This window comes from Phyllobacterium lublinensis, assembly GCF_020164435.1.
In the GTDB taxonomy this organism is placed as follows: Bacteria; Pseudomonadota; Alphaproteobacteria; order Rhizobiales; family Rhizobiaceae; genus Phyllobacterium; species Phyllobacterium lublinensis.
The window spans coordinates 112060-130407 of record NZ_JAIUDQ010000004.1; the positions used below are offsets into that span (position 1 = coordinate 112060).

At 56.5% G+C, this 18348-nt stretch carries 14 protein-coding genes; 9 read left to right on the forward strand and 5 right to left on the reverse strand.

Going from position 1 to position 18348, the window contains the following annotated elements:
* The first annotated feature begins 24 nt into the window (after nt 1-24).
* The 3 genes from pyc (at nt 25) to K9U38_RS06970 (ending at nt 5627) form a co-directional block, all read left to right on the forward strand.
* Complete coding sequence (gene pyc / locus K9U38_RS06960; RefSeq protein ID WP_224493619.1) at nt 25-3483, forward strand: pyruvate carboxylase; 3459 nt, start codon at nt 25-27, stop codon at nt 3481-3483.
* Nucleotides 3484-3629: 146 nt separating this feature from the next.
* Nucleotides 3630-4403, forward strand: a complete 774-nt coding sequence (locus tag K9U38_RS06965; RefSeq protein ID WP_224493620.1) for a DeoR/GlpR family DNA-binding transcription regulator — start codon at nt 3630-3632, stop codon at nt 4401-4403.
* 57 nt (nt 4404-4460) lie between these two features.
* A complete protein-coding gene (locus K9U38_RS06970; protein WP_224493621.1) occupies nt 4461-5627 on the forward strand; it encodes an MFS transporter in 1167 nt (388 codons plus the stop codon).
* Here K9U38_RS06970 and K9U38_RS06975 read toward each other — a convergent pair.
* Both K9U38_RS06975 and K9U38_RS06980 read right to left on the reverse strand, forming a co-directional pair.
* Nucleotides 5624-6739: a patatin-like phospholipase family protein gene (locus K9U38_RS06975; protein WP_224493622.1), complete on the reverse strand. Its 1116-nt coding sequence runs from the start codon at nt 6737-6739 to the stop codon at nt 5624-5626. The genes K9U38_RS06970 and K9U38_RS06975 overlap by 4 nt on opposite strands.
* Nucleotides 6739-7518 (reverse strand): 3-hydroxybutyrate dehydrogenase, encoded by a 780-nt coding sequence (locus K9U38_RS06980; protein WP_224493623.1) that lies wholly within the window; start codon nt 7516-7518, stop codon nt 6739-6741. Before K9U38_RS06980 ends, K9U38_RS06975 begins: the two co-directional genes overlap by 1 nt.
* 194 nt (nt 7519-7712) lie before the next feature.
* On the opposite strand from K9U38_RS06980, the gene ispG reads away from it, so the two are divergent.
* Nucleotides 7713-8969, forward strand: a complete 1257-nt coding sequence (ispG, locus tag K9U38_RS06985) for a flavodoxin-dependent (E)-4-hydroxy-3-methylbut-2-enyl-diphosphate synthase (RefSeq protein WP_224493624.1) — start codon at nt 7713-7715, stop codon at nt 8967-8969.
* Between the two features lie 17 nt (nt 8970-8986).
* On the opposite strand, the gene K9U38_RS06990 is transcribed toward ispG, so the two are convergent.
* Nucleotides 8987-9904 carry a polyprenyl synthetase family protein gene (locus K9U38_RS06990; protein WP_224493625.1) on the reverse strand — a complete coding sequence of 306 codons (918 nt, stop codon included), beginning with the start codon at nt 9902-9904 and terminating at the stop codon, nt 8987-8989.
* A gap of 250 nt (nt 9905-10154) precedes the next feature.
* On the opposite strand from K9U38_RS06990, the gene mtgA reads away from it, so the two are divergent.
* Both mtgA and rpmF read left to right on the forward strand, forming a co-directional pair.
* Nucleotides 10155-10814 carry a monofunctional biosynthetic peptidoglycan transglycosylase gene (gene mtgA / locus K9U38_RS06995; protein ID WP_224493821.1) on the forward strand — a complete coding sequence of 220 codons (660 nt, stop codon included), beginning with the start codon at nt 10155-10157 and terminating at the stop codon, nt 10812-10814.
* A 178-nt stretch (nt 10815-10992) separates the two neighbouring features.
* On the forward strand, nt 10993-11175 hold the full coding sequence (rpmF, locus tag K9U38_RS07000; RefSeq protein ID WP_027231148.1) for a 50S ribosomal protein L32: 183 nt from the start codon (nt 10993-10995) through the stop codon (nt 11173-11175).
* A gap of 111 nt (nt 11176-11286) precedes the next feature.
* Here the strand turns inward: rpmF and K9U38_RS07005 are convergent, their stop codons facing one another.
* Both K9U38_RS07005 and phaR read right to left on the reverse strand, forming a co-directional pair.
* Nucleotides 11287-11724 carry a GlcG/HbpS family heme-binding protein gene (locus K9U38_RS07005; protein WP_224493626.1) on the reverse strand — a complete coding sequence of 146 codons (438 nt, stop codon included), beginning with the start codon at nt 11722-11724 and terminating at the stop codon, nt 11287-11289.
* A gap of 87 nt (nt 11725-11811) precedes the next feature.
* Nucleotides 11812-12423, reverse strand: a complete 612-nt coding sequence (phaR, locus tag K9U38_RS07010; protein ID WP_224493627.1) for a polyhydroxyalkanoate synthesis repressor PhaR — start codon at nt 12421-12423, stop codon at nt 11812-11814.
* Nucleotides 12424-12680: 257 nt separating this feature from the next.
* On the opposite strand from phaR, the gene K9U38_RS07015 reads away from it, so the two are divergent.
* From K9U38_RS07015 to K9U38_RS07025, 3 genes are all read left to right on the forward strand, one after another.
* Nucleotides 12681-13865: an acetyl-CoA C-acetyltransferase gene (locus tag K9U38_RS07015; RefSeq protein WP_224493628.1), complete on the forward strand. Its 1185-nt coding sequence runs from the start codon at nt 12681-12683 to the stop codon at nt 13863-13865.
* Nucleotides 13866-13980: 115 nt separating this feature from the next.
* The gene (locus K9U38_RS07020; protein WP_224493629.1) at nt 13981-14706 is read left to right on the forward strand and encodes a beta-ketoacyl-ACP reductase; all 726 of its coding nucleotides are present in this window, start codon (nt 13981-13983) and stop codon (nt 14704-14706) included.
* 619 nt (nt 14707-15325) lie between these two features.
* A complete protein-coding gene (locus tag K9U38_RS07025; RefSeq protein WP_224493630.1) occupies nt 15326-18337 on the forward strand; it encodes a helicase-related protein in 3012 nt (1003 codons plus the stop codon).
* Nucleotides 18338-18348: the final 11 nt, after the last annotated feature.

Genomic DNA, 18348 nt, shown 5'->3' on the forward strand with positions numbered 1-18348 from the left:
GCTTTTTTGCCCGGAGTTTTTGCCTTGCCTATCAAGAAAATCCTCGTCGCCAACCGATCGGAAATCGCCATCCGTGTGTTTCGGGCCGCCAATGAGCTCGGCATGAAAACAGTGGCGATATGGGCGGAAGAGGATAAACTTGCGTTGCACCGGTTCAAGGCGGACGAATCCTACCAGGTGGGACGAGGCCCGCATCTCGCCAAGGATATGGGGCCGATCGAAAGCTACCTTTCGATAGAGGAAATCATTCGCGTCGCCAAACTGTCAGGCGCAGATGCCATCCACCCTGGATACGGCCTACTATCAGAAAGCCCGGAATTTGCCGAGGCTTGCGGTGAAGTCGGGATAATCTTCATTGGTCCCAAGCCCGAAACGATGCGCCGCCTTGGCAACAAGGTGGCGGCGCGCAATCTTGCCATCGAGATTGGCGTGCCAGTCGTTCCGGCGACGGACCCGCTTCCCGATGACTTGGAAGAGGTCAAGCGCCTTGCCGAAGGGATCGGCTATCCGGTGATGCTGAAAGCCTCCTGGGGCGGCGGCGGACGCGGCATGCGCGCCATCTTCAAGCCGGAGGATATTGCCCGCGAGGTGACCGAGGGGAAACGTGAGGCCAAGGCCGCCTTCGGCAAGGATGAGGTGTATCTGGAAAAGCTGGTCCAACGTGCGCGCCACGTGGAAGTACAGATTCTTGGTGATACGCACGGCAATGCGGTGCATTTGTTCGAGCGCGATTGTTCGATCCAGCGACGCAACCAGAAAGTGGTGGAACGCGCTCCAGCTCCGTATCTCAATGAGGCACAACGCAAGGAGATCGCGGATTATGGTCTGAAGATCGCCAAGGCAACCGACTATATCGGGGCTGGCACGATCGAGTTCCTGATGGATGCAGATTCCGGCGAATTCTATTTCATTGAGGTCAATCCGCGTATCCAGGTTGAGCACACGGTCACGGAAGAAGTCACGGGAATTGACATCGTCAAGGCACAGATACGCATCCTTGAAGGCGCAGCGATCGGGACGCCAGCGTCGGGTGTCCCTGCACAGAACGATATCAAGCTGAACGGCCACGCGTTGCAATGCCGTATTACCACCGAAGACCCGGAACAGAATTTCATCCCGGATTACGGTCGCATCACCGCCTATCGCGGGGCAACCGGTTTCGGCATAAGGCTTGATGGCGGAACGGCCTATTCGGGGGCCGTGATTACGCGTTTTTATGATCCTCTGCTGGAAAAGATAACGGCTTGGTCGCCAACGGCTGAAGAGACCATCCACCGGATGCACCGGGCGTTGCGCGAGTTCCGTATTCGTGGTGTGGCCACGAACCTCACATTCCTGGAAGCAATCATCACGCATCCAAAGTTCACGGATAATTCCTATACGACCAAGTTCATCGACACGACGCCGGAACTGTTTGAACAGGTCAAGCGCCAGGATCGTGCTACCAAACTTCTCACCTATCTGGCCGACGTGACTGTCAACGGCCACCCGGAAACCAAGGGCCGTGCTTCGCCGCCCAAGGAAGCAGCTCTGCCGCGTGTACCTTTTATTGAATCTCCGATTCCAGATGGAACCAAGCAGCTTCTGGATCAACTCGGTCCGGCGAAGTTTGCGGCTTGGATGCGCAACGAGAAACGCGTCCTGTTCACCGATACTACGATGCGCGATGGTCATCAGTCGCTACTGGCGACCCGCATGCGCACATACGATATTGCAAGGGTAGCCGGTACGTATGCCCGCGCCCTGCCGCAGCTCTTTTCGCTGGAATGCTGGGGCGGCGCGACTTTCGATGTGGCCATGCGCTTCCTGACAGAAGATCCTTGGGAGCGTCTTGCAGAAGTCCGTGAACAAGCCCCGAACATATTGCTGCAGATGCTGCTTCGCGGCGCCAACGGTGTGGGCTACAAGAGTTATCCCGACAATGTCGTGAAATATTTCGTCAGCCAGGCAGCGCGTGGCGGCATCGATGTTTTTCGTGTGTTCGACAGTCTCAACTGGGTCGAGAACATGCGCGTCACGATGGATGCAGTTGTCGAGGAGAACAAGCTTTGCGAAGCTGCAATCTGCTACACCGGCGACATATTGAACTCGGCCCGGCCGAAATATGACCTGAAATACTACGTTGATCTTGCCCAGCAGGTGGAGAAGGCCGGCGCCCACATTATCGCGGTCAAGGATATGGCAGGTCTGTTGAAGCCGGGTGCGGCCAAGGTCCTGTTCAAGGCGCTGCGCGAAGCGACCGACTTGCCGTTGCATTTCCATACGCATGATACCTCAGGCATTGCCGCAGCGACTGTGCTTACTGCCGTGGAAGCGGGTGTCGACGTTGTCGACGCGGCGATGGACGCTCTGTCTGGAAATACATCCCAGCCGTGTCTCGGATCGATTGTCGAAGCACTGAAGGGTACGGACCGTGATCCAGGACTCGATCCGGAATGGATCCGCCGCATCTCCTTCTATTGGGAAGCGGTTCGCACACAATATGCCGCCTTTGAAAGCGATCTGAAGGGGCCGGCATCCGAGGTCTATCTGCACGAGATGCCCGGTGGGCAGTTTACCAATCTGAAGGAGCAGGCGCGCTCCCTTGGCCTTGAAACGCGCTGGCATGAAGTCGCGCAGGCCTATGCGGATGTCAATCAGATGTTTGGTGATATCGTCAAGGTGACGCCATCTTCCAAGGTTGTGGGTGATATGGCTCTGATGATGGTGAGCCAGGACCTTTCGGTTGCGGATGTGAAAAACCCGGGCAAAGACATCGCGTTCCCGGACTCTGTCGTTTCAATGATGCGGGGGGATCTCGGACAGCCGCCGAAAGGCTGGCCAAAAGATATCCAGAAAAAGGTTTTGAAGGACGAGAAGCCCTTCACCGAACGCCCCGGTGCCTTGCTGCCGCCGGCGGATCTCAACGCCGAACGCAAGGAGGCGGAGAGCAAGCTGGAGCGCAAGATCAACGACCAGGAGTTTGCCTCCTACCTCATGTACCCCAAGGTCTTTACCGATTTCGCCGTCACACATAATACCTATGGTCCGACCAGTGTGCTGCCGACGCATGTTTATTTTTATGGACTCGAGCAGGAAGAGGAAGTTTTCCTCGACATTGAGCGCGGTAAAACTCTCGTTGTGCGTAACCAAGCCGTGGGTGAGGCCGACGAGAAGGGCATGCGGACAGTGTTCTTCGAGATGAATGGTCAGCCTCGGCGTGTGAAAGTTCCCGACCGGTTGCGTGCGGGCAGTGGATCGGGCATCCGCCGCAAGGCGGAACTCGGCAATGACAAGCATGTTGGCGCCCCCATGCCGGGCATTGTTTCTACCGTTGGTATTTCGGTTGGACAGAAACTGAATGCAGGCGATGTGCTGTTATCCATAGAAGCAATGAAAATGGAGACAGCGCTGCGCGCAGAACGGGACGGGACAATTGCCGAAGTGCTCGTCCGCGCCGGCGACCAGATCGACGCCAAGGATCTGCTGATCGTTTACGAATAATCCAAACGCGTCCAGTCGTTCCGCGAAGCCCCCATTGGGGGCTTCTTGCATTTCTGATGGTAATGCCGATTCATGCACTAGTGCGCATTTGATATTGCCGATATCGGCAATTCGGATTATATTGGTCGAATGGAGGATTATTCGCAGTGCTAAAGGACCTGTCGCCAGATGAGCGTAAAGGCTTGCTTCTGAAGCGGATCAATGAAGCAGGCCGTGTTCTGGCAAATGTGGTTGCGTCCGAGTTCGGCGTGTCGGAGGATTCGATTCGCCGGGATCTGAGGGAACTGGCCGAGCAGGGTCTTGTCCAGCGGTTCCATGGCGGCGCAGCGAGAAGCCGATCGGGTCCACGGAGTTTCCAGCAGCGCGCGCGCGATGATACTGCTGGAAAGAGGGCCATTGCTAGTGCAGCTGCTGCTCGTATCCCTGCCAATGCAACGATGCTGCTGGATTCAAGCACGACAGTTCTGGAATTTGTCCGCGCGCTGCCTGCAGGTCTTCAGACCTGCATCATAACCGGTTCTCCCGACATCGCCACTGCGGCGCTCGACCATCCGTATTGTGAGGTCATCCTCCTCGGGGGAAGCCTCAACCGGATGACGCGTAGCACTATCGGGCAGTCCACGCTGGCCGAAGTGCAATCAATGCGGATCGACTATTGTGTACTTGGTGCCTGTGCCGTCGACGAGACTTTGATGCTGCGTGCGGAAAACTACGACGATGCACGCATGAAGCTCGCATTTATCCAGGCCTCAAACCAGGTCATGCTTCTGGCAACCAGCGACAAACTGGTTAAACAAGGCCCCTTTGCAATCGCTCCAATATCTATCATAGCCACCCTTGTCACAAACAGGATTGCCAACCAGGCAATTCTCGAGCGGATAAGTGAAGTCGGTGTCGAGGTGATCGTCGCGGACGATTAGAAGTCTTTATTCTCCGGCTAATCTTTGATTATCCGGCTATACCTGAATGGTGATCACATGGATGCTTCTGTCTACGTCAGAAAAGCTGTTTACGGTCGATGGGCTGTTGCCTGCGCGTTCTTCTTCAACGGCTTCCTCGTTGGAAGCTGGGCACCCCAGATTCCTGTGTTCATGACCCGGCTTGGTATCTCCGAATTCACGCTTGGCCTGATGATCCTCGTCTTTGGTGTGGGCGCGCTGGCGTCCATGCCATGGTGCGGCTATCTCATTGGGCGGTTTGGATCGCGCGCAGTGGTAAACAGCTTTGCCGTATTCTGCTCGTTCTCACTGTTGCTGGTTGCGCTTGCACCCAATGTAATGACGGCCGCGCCAGCCTTGTTCCTCTTCGGCGCCGTCATTGGCGGTATGGATGTGGCGATGAACGCCAATGCCGTCGAGGTCGAGAAGAAATTGTCCCGCGCGGTCATGTCGTCATCGCACGGCTTCTGGAGTCTTGGTGGTTTCGCCGGAGGCGGCTTGGGGGGCATTCTCATTGAAGCCCATGGTCACCTCGTCCATGCCATCGTCGTTACGCTCATTGCGATCGCACTTGGTCTCGTCGCATTTCGCTTCCTGATAACGGAAGAAACACCCATTTTGCACGAGAAGCAGAAATTGGTGTTCCCCACCAATCCGCTGATCTATCTCATCGGATTGATGGCCCTTTTTTCAATGGTCCCGGAAGGGTCCGTGCTCGATTGGGCCGCACTTTATCTACGGCAGGAACGCGGTGCGGACATCGCGACCGCTGGTTTCGCCTTTGCAGCGTTCTCCGGCACCATGGCCGTCATGCGCTTTCTTGGGGACAGCGTGCGTGATCGCTTCGGAGCAGTTAACACTTTGCGCGTTTCGGCGCTGATTGGGGCAGCTGGCATGCTGGTCGCAAGTCTCGCACCAACGTCCTTTATTGCGATCCTTGCCTTTGCATTTTCCGGCCTTGGCATTGCCAATATGGTCCCCATTGCCTTTTCGGCAGCGGGCAATCAGGAAGGGACATCCTCAGGCGTCGCACTGAGCATGGTGACTTTGATGGGTTACTCAGGAATACTGGTGGCACCATCGGCGATCGGGTTCGTTGGCGGCAAGACAGGATTTGGCCCGGTCTACATGGTTCTTGCCGCACTGCTCGTCATCGTCTTCCTGATGGCCAACCTGGCATCCAGTGCCGACAGGAAGCAACCCTAGGCACGCTGCGTTATGATGGCCGGTTTCTTGCGCTGCATCAGGAAGTCCGTCACCCTTTTGCCCGGCTTCCTCGATCTGAGACCGACGTTCATTTCGGGAGCAAGTTCGCCTGACACGTCAAGGGTCGCCTTTTCACCAACCGCGTCGAAATGTTCGTCAAGCCAGTCTTCGGCAGAGGCGCGGCCGAGATCCCGCAGATATTCGAGGAACGCCCACTCAGCATTGATTTTTGATGCGGCCGAGAGCCCGGCCAGCGCTTCATCCGCATCAATTCGATGCATGCGGATGTTGCGGTATTCACCATGCTGCAATCGTCCCGCTTCAATGAGCGAATTGACGAACGCGATGGAACGCAGTTCGCGCAAGAGGGCAGCGTTAAAAGTGATCTCATCGATGCGGTTGCTGATTTCGCGTGCGGTCTTGGGCGTGCCGCGCCTTTCGATCGGATTGATCTGTATCAGCAGGACATCTTCGCTTTCGCTGGAATAGAAGAATGGAAACAGGGCCGGATTGCCGCCATAGCCTCCATCCCAATAGGGTTCGCCATCGATCTCCACTGCCTGAAAGATATAGGGCAGGCAGGCAGATGCCATGACGACATCCGCATTGAGTTCCGATTGGGAGAAAACGCGCAGACGGCCGGTCTCGACATTGGTTGCGGAAATGAAGAGCTTGAGCTTTGAGCAAGCCTTCACCCGTTCGAAGTCGATCTCCTTCTCAACGACGTCGCGCAAAGGATTAAGATTGAAGGGATTGAATTCATAGGGCGAAAACACGCGTGAAATCTGTTCGAACAGGTTGAAACCGAAACCATTCTCGACAGACCAGTTACCGAAGAATCTGTCCCACGGCGAACGCTGAACCGGGCTGAACTGGCCTGTTCGCCCGACGGCACGCCAGAAATCGTGCAGTTTGGCACGCGCACCTTCCGCTCCGTTGTGAGACCAACCGTCAGCAAGAGCCACCGCATTCATTGCGCCGGCACTCGTACCCGAGACGCCCTCGATAGTGAGGCGACCATCTTCCAGGATGCGGTCGAGGACGCCCCACGTGAAGGCGCCATGCGAACCACCGCCCTGTAGGGCGATATTGATGGTCTTGGTCTTACTCATTATGCCGCGGTCCAGCCACCGTCGACCGAGATTGACGTGCCGGTGATCTGCGCGGCGGCGTCGCTGGCGAGAAATACCACTGTCGCGCCGATCTGCTCGACAGTAGCGAATTCCTTGGTGGCCTGCTTTTCGAGCATCACTTCCCGAACCACCGTATCGCGATCCATATTGTGCGCCTTCATCTGGTCGGGGATCTGAGCTTCGACCAATGGCGTCAATACATAGCCGGGGCAGATCGCATTGCAGGTGATATGCTGTTCTGCAACCTCCAGTGCCACGGTCTTGGTGAAGCCAAGTATACCGTGTTTGGCGGAGACGTAGGCCGACTTGAATGGTGAGGCACGCAGACCGTGAGCCGAGGCAATATTGATGATGCGCCCCCATCCGGATTTCTTCATGTGCGGCAAAGCGGCAGCGGTCGTGTGAAATGCCGACGTCAGATTGATTGCAATGATAGCGTCCCATTTTTCCGTAGGGAACTCGTCAACCGGAGCAACAAACTGGATTCCCGCATTGTTCACCAGTACGTCGATACTGCCAAAGTCTTCCGCAGCCTTTTCGATCAAGGCTCGGCACTCGGTTCCCTTCGACATGTCGGCCTTGATATAGGCGACCTTTACGCCGTATTTCTCGGCGATATCCTTTGCAAGGGCATGATCGTCACGCCGATCCGTGAATGAGTTGATCACGACATTATATCCTGCCGCAGCCAGCGCATGCGCGGAACCGAGCCCGATGCCGGAATTGGAGCCTGTAATGACGGCTGTCTTCTTCGCCATGAAATAGTTCCCTTGGTTTGATCGACGTAATCCGAAAAAGTGAACGGAATATATTGCATCGCAGCAAAATTGCTAGGTCGGGAGCACGAACAGTTTGTCAGGTGAGGGTTGCGGGAATAGCATGCTGCGCTGCTGGGCGGAGTTGACAAACGGCGATAGCTGCGCCACCTGAGCAGCATATCTGGAGCTTTGTGATGTCCGAATACTATTCGCAGCCTTTTGCCCGGCGGACCTCGGTTGGTGTCGATGTGGGTGGCATCATGGTGGGTGGCGGCGCGCCGGTCGTTGTTCAATCGATGACCAATACGGATACTGCCGATGTGGACGGGACCGTCGCGCAAGTGGCGGCCCTGTCGCGTGCGGGCTCACAGATCGTGCGTATCACTGTTGATCGGGACGAATCTGCTGCAGCCGTCCCAAAAATCCGTGAACGGCTTGACCGCCTTGGCCTCTCGGTTCCGCTTGTTGGCGATTTCCATTATATCGGTCACAAGCTTCTTGCGGATCACCCTGCATGCGCCGAGGCATTGGCCAAGTACCGGATCAATCCTGGCAATGTCGGGTTCAAGGACAAGAAAGACGCGCAATTCGGTGCAATCATCGAAATGGCGATACGTTATGACAAGCCTGTGCGCATCGGCGTCAATTGGGGTTCGCTCGACCAGGAACTGCTGACGACGCTCATGGATCAAAACCATGCTCGGGGTGCACCATTGACCGCCGAACAGGTGACCCGTGAAGCCATCGTCCAGTCGGCGTTGATTTCATCCCAGTTGGCCGAAGAGATCGGATTGGCGCGTTCGAAGATAATCCTGTCGGCAAAGGTCAGCCAGGTACAGGACCTGATTGCCGTCTATGCGGAACTCGCGCGACGCTGCGACCACGCCTTGCATCTCGGCTTGACCGAAGCGGGCATGGGCTCCAAGGGCATTGTAGCGTCGTCTGCTGCGCTTGGTATCCTGTTGCAGCAGGGTATCGGGGACACCATCCGCATCTCGCTGACGCCGGAACCCGGGGGAGATCGAACACGGGAAGTACAGGTTGCGCAGGAACTGCTGCAGACCATGGGTTTCCGTCAGTTCATCCCGATCGTCGCAGCATGCCCGGGATGCGGGCGAACGACATCGACGGTTTTCCAGGAGCTGGCGCAGTCGATACAGAATGACATCCGCAGCAACATGCCGATATGGCGCGAAAAATATCCGGGCGTCGAAACGCTGAACGTCGCCGTCATGGGGTGCATCGTCAATGGACCCGGTGAGTCCAAGATGGCAGACATAGGAATTTCATTGCCGGGAACCGGCGAGACGCCGTCGGCGCCAGTCTTCATCGACGGCAAGAAGGTTGCGACGTTGCGCGGTGCCGGAATCGCCCAGGAGTTTCAAAAGATGGTGTCTGATTATATCGAGAACCGTTTCGGCCAGCATGCCGGCTCGCACGCCGCCGAATAAGCTTTCCAGATGTTTGGCTAACTCTGCCTCTCGGCAATAAAGCGCGCCGCATCCTTCAAGAGCACTGCTTTCTGGCCAAAAGGCTCCAGGAGATCTTCCGCCTGGGCAACCAATCCTGACAGCTGACGCCTGGTCCATTCGATGCCATGCATCGACACAAGTGTGGCTTTGCCTGCGGCAGCATCCTTGCCCGTCGCCTTGCCAATATCTCTGGCGTCTGCGGTGACATCGAGCAGATCGTCGGCGAGCTGGAAAGCGAGCCCAACGGCAGATCCATATTCCGCCAACCGTTGGCGGTCCTTGCTGTCGGCATTGCCGATGATCGCGCCTGCCTCGCAGGCAAAGCGGATCAGTGCACCCGTCTTCATCGCCTGCAGGCGAATGACGCCTGCTTCGTCGGGTTGGTTCTTCTCTGCTTCAAGGTCAAGGGCTTGACCTCCAGTCATGCCGCCCACGCCAGCGGCGCGGGCAAGGGCCGTAACAAGCGTGACCCGGGCAAGCGCATCCAGTTCGGTTTCCTCACTCGCGATCAGCTCAAAAGCATACGTCAACAAGCTGTCGCCCGCGAGAATGGCGGCTGCCTCATCGAACTTCCGGTGCACGGTAGGCTGGCCGCGCCGGATATCGTCATTGTCCATTGCGGGCAGATCATCATGTACGAGCGAATAGCTGTGGATGCATTCGAGCGCGGCCGCGACGCGCAGGGCGGCCGGGCCATCCGCACCGAACAGAGCGGCACTTTCCATCACCAGAAATGGACGCAGTCGCTTTCCACCATTCAGGACACCATGCCGTATCGCCGCCATCAATCGGGAAGGGCGGCTGATCTCGCCCGTTCGGGGCCGATCCGAAAGGAGCTCTGACAACAGGTCCTCCACTGCCGCCGCTCGTTGCTGCAGCGTGATCTGGAACAATGAAAAACCCGGTTCTGTCATCATATTCTGGCAATGAGCGGAAAATGGCTGTCCGGTCAATGGTCGTGTTGCGTCGCTATTGTCATTTTTCTATCGTGCCTGTGCGTGACGAGCAGAAAATGACAGAAAGAATTCCCTTCTGTCGCTCTTTGCTCTATGTCCAACGGGAGTTTTTTTAGCGCGGACGGAATGTGTGACGAGGGTTCTGGTCAGAAACAAGAGGGGCAGAGGTTATCTGGTTGATCCCGGCCATTCACCCCTTGGCCGGATCATGCGCTACGTGATACTGGCCGGAATCGTCCTGGTGATGTTGCCGATCATTTTGCTGAGCCTGTACAGACTGCCGTTTGTTCACCCCGTTTCTACACTTATGGTGAAAGACCTTGTGACATTCTCCGGATATGATCGTCGATGGGTGTCGATAGATCAAATCTCCCCCTCGCTCATCAATTCGGTCATGATGTCGGAGGATGCAAAGTTTTGCTTTCATTCCGGGGTGGACTGGGAAGCCCTCAATTCGGTTGTATCGGACGCAATCGATGGTGAACAGACACGCGGCGCTTCGACAATCACGATGCAGACAGCCAAGAATTTGTTCCTGTGGACGAGCCGATCGTTTATCCGCAAGGGTCTCGAAGTGCCGCTGGCCGTCATTACAGACCTGATCCTGCCCAAGAAGCGGCTGATGGAGATCTACCTCAACATAGCCGAATGGGGGCCCGGAATCTATGGCATCGAGGCGGCCGCGCAGCACCATTTCAATGTCAGCGCTGCCAAATTGTCACCGCGTCAGGCCGCCTATCTTGCCGTAACACTGCCCAATCCGATCGTGCGCAATCCCGCAAAGCCGGGGCGCGGCATGCAAACGCTCGCCAGGGTAAACGAACGCCGTGCACGTGGTGCTGGCGCCTACATTGCATGCGTCAAGTAGTTTCAAACCGGCTCGGCTCGCCTGTTCGAAGCTTTTGTGACAAAAAATGTGCGACTACTGCTGGTCAAAAGCTCTCAAGCCGTGTATAGCCCCAGCCGAACTTTCCGGAATTTTGTCCATTGTGACAGGCTCAAATCGGGCCAGTGCCGGATTTTGACTGATTACTGGAGCTGGAACAATGGCTGTACCTAAACGAAAAACTTCCCCGTCGAAGCGCGGCATGCGCCGCTCCGCCGACGCACTGACGGCACCGACATACGTTGAAGACAAGAATTCAGGCGAACTGCGTCGTCCGCATCACGTCGATCTGAAGACTGGCATGTATCGCGGCCGTCAGGTTCTGACACCGAAAGAAGGCTGATTGCTTCTTTCGAGCGTATAAAAAAGACCGGCCCTTGCGCCGGTCTTTTTTTTTCATTTGATTGCCGGGGAGATTACCCTCTGGCTATTCGTGGACATTAACGTCGACGGCTCAGCCTTGGCCACCGTCTCCGACAAGCCCGGCTGCCTCGATGCCGGCGATCGCGGCAGCCTCGTCATTGTCGGATGTATCGCCGGTAATACCGACAGCACCCAGAATGTCCCCCTTGGCGTTTTTGACGAGAACACCGCCGGCAACCGGAATGACGTGCCCACCGGAAGCGGCAACCAAACCTTCCACGAAATGCGGCCGCTCCTTGGCAAATTTTTCGACCGAGCGTGAGCCCGCGCCGACGGCCAGTGCACCAAAGGCCTTGCCGAAGGCAATCTCGAACCGCAGCATCGATGCTCCGTCCTGCTTCTGGAAGGCCTTCAGATGACCACCTGCATCAAGCACGGCGATCGACAGTGGTTTCAATCCAAGCTCTGCGCCCTTTGCAAGGGCCGCCTTGATGATGGTGTTGGCTTTGGAAAGGGTGATCTGTGCCATGGTGCTGTCGTCCGTGCTAGCTGTTGAATTTGACACGCAGGCCCTCAAGGCAACGCCTGACGGCATGTCTTTGCGTGACGTGAATTGTTATTTGTCGAGAGAGTCGAGTTTGCGCTGCATGGCAGCGATCTGTTCCTTGAGCTCATCGAGGCCAGTATCTCTGTTTGGCTTTTCGGTGGTCGGAGAGTCTTCTGATTCCGCCGCGCCCCCCGCCTTGCCTATCGGGAAAGGCGTAAACATCCGCATGGCGTTCTGCAGCATTTCCGTGTTGCGACGAACCTGTTCCTCGACCAGCTTGAGCGGGGCACTGACATTGATCATGTCGATTGGCGTTTTACCAAAGGCCGCCGTCAGCTGTTCACGCATCCGTTCCTGTTCTTTCGCAAATGCTGACATGGATTGTTCGAGAAAGGCCGGAAGCACAACCTGCATCTGGTCGCCATAATAGGCGATCAACTGGCGCAGAAACGGGATGGGGAGCATGTTCTGGCCATCCTTGTTCTCCAGTTCAAAAATGATCTGTGTCAGAACGGAATGGGTGATATCCTCGCCGGTCTTTGCGTCCTGTACCGTAAAATCCTCATTCCGCTTCACCATGTCGGCTAAATCTTCAAGCGTGACGTAGGTGCTGGTCCCAGTGTTGTAGAGACGTCGATTGGCATACTTCTTGATGACGATGTCGCCAGTTTTACTTGCCATTGCTCACTCCCAACTCGTACCCATTATCGAATTTGCGTGCCGGCTTACGGATAGAGATCGGAGGATAGGGGCAAAGCGGCGCAATTCAAAGCGAATTGTGCAGCGCATCCAATGCAGTGCGTGCATCATAATGCTGCGGCGCGAAACTGGATAATTTTGCCTTAGACCTAAATGGGCCTTGTCAAACTGTTTCGGGAAGGGAATTCTGTCCGGGAATGTGCTGCATGAATTCAGCATGGAAAAATGAGGAGACGTTTATGACCCGATCAATCGTCATCGCTAGTGCGGCTCGCACTCCTGTTGGATCGTTCAACGGTGCGTTTGCCAACGTCCCGGCGCATGAACTGGGCGCAGCCGTCATCAAGGAAGTGCTGGAGCGGGCGGGCGTGGACCCTGCCGACGTCGACGAGGTAATCCTCGGCCAGGTTCTTGGCGCCGGAGAGGGGCAGAACCCGGCGCGTCAGGCCGCCATGGCGGCCGGCATTCCCCAGGAAGCCACAGCATGGGGCCTCAATCAGGTCTGCGGTTCCGGCCTGCGTGCCGTGGCGCTTGGCATGCAACAGATCGCAACGGGCGATGCGAACATCATCGTTGCCGGCGGCCAGGAATCGATGTCACTGGCACCACACTGCGGGCATCTGCGCAGCGGCGTTAAGATGGGCGATTTCAAACTGATCGATACGATGATCAAGGACGGCCTGACGGATGCATTTCATGGATACCACATGGGCATCACAGCCGAGAATATTGCGCGCAAATGGCAGTTGACCCGCGAGGAGCAGGACAATTTCGCTCTCGCCTCGCAGAACAAGGCCGAGGCAGCGCAAAAGGCTGGCAAGTTCAAGGATGAAATCGTTCCTTTCACAGTCAAGACCCGAAAAGGCGACATCGTTGTCTCGGATGATGAATATATCCGTCATGGAGCGACACTGGATGCTTTGACGAAACTCAAGCCCGCCTTCGACAAGGACGGGACGGTTACGGCAGGAAATGCCTCCGGGCTGAACGACGGTGCAGCGGCTGTGGTGCTGATGACCGAAGAAGAAGCCAATCGGCGCGGGATCAAACCTTTGGCCCGCATCGCATCCTGGGCAACGGCGGGTGTCGACCCATCGATCATGGGGACGGGCCCGATCCCTGCATCGCGCAAGGCCCTTGAAAAGGCTGGCTGGAAGGCCGAAGACCTCGATCTGGTTGAGGCGAACGAAGCCTTTGCGGCGCAGGCATGCGCGGTCAACAAGGACCTCGGCTTCAATCCGGATATTGTGAACGTCAATGGCGGTGCAATTGCCATCGGTCACCCCATTGGAGCTTCCGGTGCCCGTGTCCTCAACACACTTCTGTTCGAATTGAAGCGCCGAAACGGAACCAAGGGCCTCGCAACGCTTTGCATTGGCGGTGGCATGGGCGTTGCGCTTTGTGTTGAGCGCACCAAGGATTGATAATTGCTGGCCGGTGCAGTTTGGCTGTACCGGCCTTCGAATAATCTGCAATCGCACTGTTTGTTTCTTTTATCACCATGCTTCGTTTGAGAAATCCGTTTAAGGGAGGGCAACAATGACAAAAACGGCAATCGTAACAGGAGGAACACGCGGGATTGGCGCCGCGATCAGCGTGGCTCTGAAAGCGGCTGGTTACAGTGTTGCGGCGAATTATGCCGGCAATGATGAAGCAGCGAGAAAATTCAGCGAGGAAACGGGCATTGCAGCCTATAAATGGGATGTATCGAATTACGAGGAATGCGCTGCGGGTATCGCCAAGGTCGAGGCCGATCTTGGACCTGTGGCGGTGCTGGTCAACAATGCCGGCATTACGCGTGACGCGATGTTCCACAAGATGACCCCTGGTCAATGGGGTGAGGTGATCAACACCAATCTCACCGGCCTTTTCAACATGACACATCCCGTATGGGGTGGGATGCGCGACCGCAAATTTGGTCGCGTGATCAACATTTCGTCGATCAACGGCCAGAAGGGACAGGCAGGACAGGCCAATTATTCCGCAGCGAAGGCAGGTGATATTGGTTTCACCAAGGCCCTCGCACAGGAAGGCGCGCGCGCCGGTATCACTGTCAACGCAATCTGCCCCGGCTACATCGGAACCGAAATGGTTCGGGCAATTGACGAGAAAGTGCTCAATGAGCGGATCATTCCGCAGATACCGGTCGGACGGCTCGGCGAGCCGGAAGAAGTTGCGCGTTGCGTAGTATTTTTGGCCTCCGATGATGCGGGATTCATCACCGGCTCGACGTTGTCCGCAAATGGCGGACAGTACTTCAGCTGATTGAGTCAGATCTGCACCAACCATAACACGCCGCGCGTCGAACGATGCGCGGCGTTTTGTCAGTGAAGTTCTGAAAACCATTTTCCGGCAAGCCTGGAACGCCTGCATTAGGGATCGCTTGGCTGCTTGCCATGAACAAAACATGAAAACTCGTGAACGCTGGTATTTACCTCGTTGTTGCACCAGAATTATCAAAATTGTCGAATAACCTGCGGCCAAGAAGTCCTCGGGAGCCACTAACTATAAGAAATCATTCTGCTTTGGCCTTTCAGGTAGTGAGTTGCAGATCCTGGATCAAACCATCAGAGCATGGAAATTTCGGGAATCGGCTGGTTGAAACGCGTCTGATAGCGATTCAGCATGTAGTGCGAGTAAAGTAGGTAAAAACTATATGTGGCAGTGAACAAATCAGGAATCTCATCCTAGAGCTGATTCGTAGCCGGTTCGTTCTTCTCGCGTTCTATTTCGTGGTGGAACACTCCGTGAATCGGTAAATGATTGTTAATCTGAATAGCCCCGCATACTTTCTGTCGGACGCTGAAAATGCTACGCGGAATGTATGCCCGGCTCGTCTGATAAATTCGTTCACGTTGTCGCGCCGGTATTGGAATGTAATTTTATGAACCTTATGCCCACCCCCGAACTGCCTCTCGTCCTAACGGGTCGCGATGTAACAGCCGTCTTGGGACCGACCAATACGGGGAAAACGCATCTCGCCATCGAGCGGATGCTGGCCCACAACACTGGCATGATCGGCTTGCCGCTTCGTCTTCTTGCCCGCGAGGTCTATAACCGCGTTGCGGAGCGGGTGGGGACGTCGAATGTCGCGCTGATCACAGGTGAGGAAAAGATCAATCCTCCAGGTGCGCGGTATGCTGTCTGTACGGTGGAGGCCATGCCTCGCCAGACCGATATGGATTTTGTTGCCATTGACGAAGTTCAGCTTGCCAATGATCTTGAGCGCGGCCACATCTTCACGGACCGAATACTGCATCTGCGCGGGCGCCAGGAGACATTGTTGCTCGGCGCCGCAACGATACGGGGAATTCTGGAAAAGCTGTTGCGCGGAATTTCTGTCGTCACGCGTCCCCGCCTGTCCAACCTCACCTATGCCGGATCGAAGAAAATCACCCGGCTGCCGCCGCGCACCGCGATCGTCGCCTTTGCCGCCGAAGAGGTCTACGCAATCGCCGAGCTAATCCGGCGGCAGAATGGGGGAGCAGCCGTGGTCATGGGCGCGCTGAGCCCGCGAACACGCAACGCACAAGTCGATCTCTATCAGTCGGGCGACGTGGATTATCTTGTCGCGACGGACGCCATCGGCATGGGTCTCAACCTCGACGTTGACCATGTCGCCTTTGCGCAGGATCGGAAGTTTGACGGTTATCAGTTCCGCGATCTGTCGCCAGCGGAGATCGGCCAGATCGCCGGTCGGGCCGGCAGACATTTGCGCGATGGCACGTTCGGCGTGACGGGGCAGGTAGCGGGGTTCTCCGATGAGCTGATAAGCAGGGTCGAGTCTCATGCCTTCGATTCAGTCAAGATATTGCAATGGCGGACTGCGCGGTTCGACTATTCGAGCATCGACGCTCTGAAGCGCTCAATCGATACGCCTGCTCCGGTCGAGGGATTGACCAGGGCATTGCCCGCGGTCGATCAGCAGGCCCTGGAGTTTCTCTCCCGTGATCCTGATGTGGCGCCACTTGCCAATACCCCGGAGCGTGTGGCTTTGCTGTGGGATACCTGCGCGTTGCCCGATTACCGCAAGATTGCGCCGGCACAGCATGCGGATATCATCGCTTCGATCTATACAGATCTTGCTGAATCGGGACATGTGAACGAAAACTACATGGCTGAAGAGGTGCGCCGGGCCGATTCCACCGATGGTGATATTGATGCGCTGTCGCGGCGCATTGCCCAGATCAGAACATGGACTTTTGTGTCTCATCGGCCCGGTTGGCTGGCAGATCAGGCACATTGGCAAGAAAAGACGCGTGAAATAGAGGACAGATTATCAGATGCACTGCATGAACGGTTGACGAAACGCTTCGTAGACCGCAGGACAAGCGTGCTTATGAGGCGCCTGAGAGAGAATACAATGCTAGAAGCCGAAATTAGCCCTGCCGGGGACGTTGTTGTCGAAGGGCATCATGTTGGACGTTTGGATGGATTCCGTTTCACAACGGATGCCCAAGTTGATGGGACGGATGCGAAAGCGATCAGAGCTGCCGCACAAAAAGCCCTTGGCGTGGAATTTGAAAGCCGGGCGACGCGCTTTGACGCGTCGGCAAATGGCGATTTCGCCCTGGGCTCCGATGGGACCTTGCGCTGGATTGGCGCTCCGGTGGCCACGGTGGTGTCTGGCGAGCAGGCGCTCAAGCCGCGCGCAGTGCTACTCGCCGATGAGCAGCTGACAGGACCCGCCCGCGACAAAGTCGCCGCTCGAGTTGATCGGTTCCTGGCCCATCACATCGAAACGGTTCTGAAGCCGCTTGTCGACCTTGCCAATGCCGATGCGCTTGTTGGTATTACCAAGGGCCTGGCTTTTCAGCTTGTCGAAAATTTTGGCGTCCTGCAGAGACGTGACGTTGCGGAAGATGTCCGCGGCCTCGATCAGGACTCCCGCGCTGCCCTGCGCCGCCTTGGCGTTCGGTTCGGAGCCTATCATGTGTTCCTGCCCGCATTGCTGAAACCGGCTCCGGCCGGGCTTCTGACACTGTTGTGGGCTCTCAGGGAAGATGCGAAGGATCGGCCTGGGTACGGGGATGTGGTGCAGGTTCTGTCCGCTGGTCGTACTTCGGTCGTAACCGATCCAAGCTTTGATCCTGCCTTCTACCGACTGGCGGGCTATCGTCTGCTCGGACGTCGCGCAGTCCGTATTGATATTCTCGAACGTCTCGCCGATCTCATCCGGCCTGCGCTGGGTTGGAAGCCGGGCACGGGCACCCGCCCGGATGGAGCCTATGACGGTACGCGCTTCGTTGTTACGCCGTCGATGATGTCAATTCTCGGCGCAACCGCTGATGACATGGAAGAGATACTAAAGAGCCTTGGCTATCGTCCCGAAGCGGTCGATGCCGCGATCGTCGCTGCAAAAACAGTCGAGCTCGATGCCGCCTCGGCACCGACTGTTCAGACGGATAGTGGCGAGGCTGTCGCTGTGGAGGGTGAAACGCCAGCTCCAGCAGTCACCACAGAGACCAATGTTGAAGCCCAATCCGAGCTTGATGCTTCGGCCGAGGAACCAGCTATCGTTGCCCCCGTCGTCATTGAGGACGCGCCAAAGCCGATTCTCCTTTGGCGGCAAGCTCGTTTCGAAGGCCGGAACAATCGTGGCAGTCAGGAAAAACGCGATCATCAAAGGAGCGGCCAGCGCAACAGCCAAGCCGTTGGCGAGCAGCGTTCCGAGCGAAACAGCGAACAGCAGAACGAACGTGGTGAACGCAAGCAGCACTTCCGGTCCAAAGGCAAACCGGGTGGAAACGAACGGCCCAAGCAGGAGGGTGGAAAGCCGGCAGGCAAACCGCAGAATCATGCGAAGCGTCCGGAGCGGGAAGAACGACCGGTCAAGATCGACATGGACTCGCCCTTCGCCAAGCTGTTGGCTCTCAAAGAGCAGATGAAGAAATAGGGACACGGAAT

Bases quoted from the DNA above. Each gene is read 5' to 3' on its own strand.
- K9U38_RS06970 (WP_224493621.1), top strand. From the start codon at position 4,461: ATGGATGCTTCTGTCTACGTCAGAAAAGCTGTTTACGGTCGATGGGCT.
- K9U38_RS06975 (WP_224493622.1), bottom strand. From the start codon at position 6,739: ATGAGTAAGACCAAGACCATCAATATCGCCCTACAGGGCGGTGGTTCG.
- K9U38_RS06980 (WP_224493623.1), bottom strand. From the start codon at position 7,518: ATGGCGAAGAAGACAGCCGTCATTACAGGCTCCAATTCCGGCATCGGG.
- ispG (WP_224493624.1), top strand. From the start codon at position 7,713: ATGTCCGAATACTATTCGCAGCCTTTTGCCCGGCGGACCTCGGTTGGT.
- K9U38_RS06990 (WP_224493625.1), bottom strand. From the start codon at position 9,904: ATGACAGAACCGGGTTTTTCATTGTTCCAGATCACGCTGCAGCAACGA.
- mtgA (WP_224493821.1), top strand. From the start codon at position 10,155: ATGCGCTACGTGATACTGGCCGGAATCGTCCTGGTGATGTTGCCGATC.
- rpmF (WP_027231148.1), top strand. From the start codon at position 10,993: ATGGCTGTACCTAAACGAAAAACTTCCCCGTCGAAGCGCGGCATGCGC.
- K9U38_RS07005 (WP_224493626.1), bottom strand. From the start codon at position 11,724: ATGGCACAGATCACCCTTTCCAAAGCCAACACCATCATCAAGGCGGCC.
- phaR (WP_224493627.1), bottom strand. From the start codon at position 12,423: ATGGCAAGTAAAACTGGCGACATCGTCATCAAGAAGTATGCCAATCGA.
- K9U38_RS07015 (WP_224493628.1), top strand. From the start codon at position 12,681: ATGACCCGATCAATCGTCATCGCTAGTGCGGCTCGCACTCCTGTTGGA.
- K9U38_RS07020 (WP_224493629.1), top strand. From the start codon at position 13,981: ATGACAAAAACGGCAATCGTAACAGGAGGAACACGCGGGATTGGCGCC.
- K9U38_RS07025 (WP_224493630.1), top strand. From the start codon at position 15,326: ATGAACCTTATGCCCACCCCCGAACTGCCTCTCGTCCTAACGGGTCGC.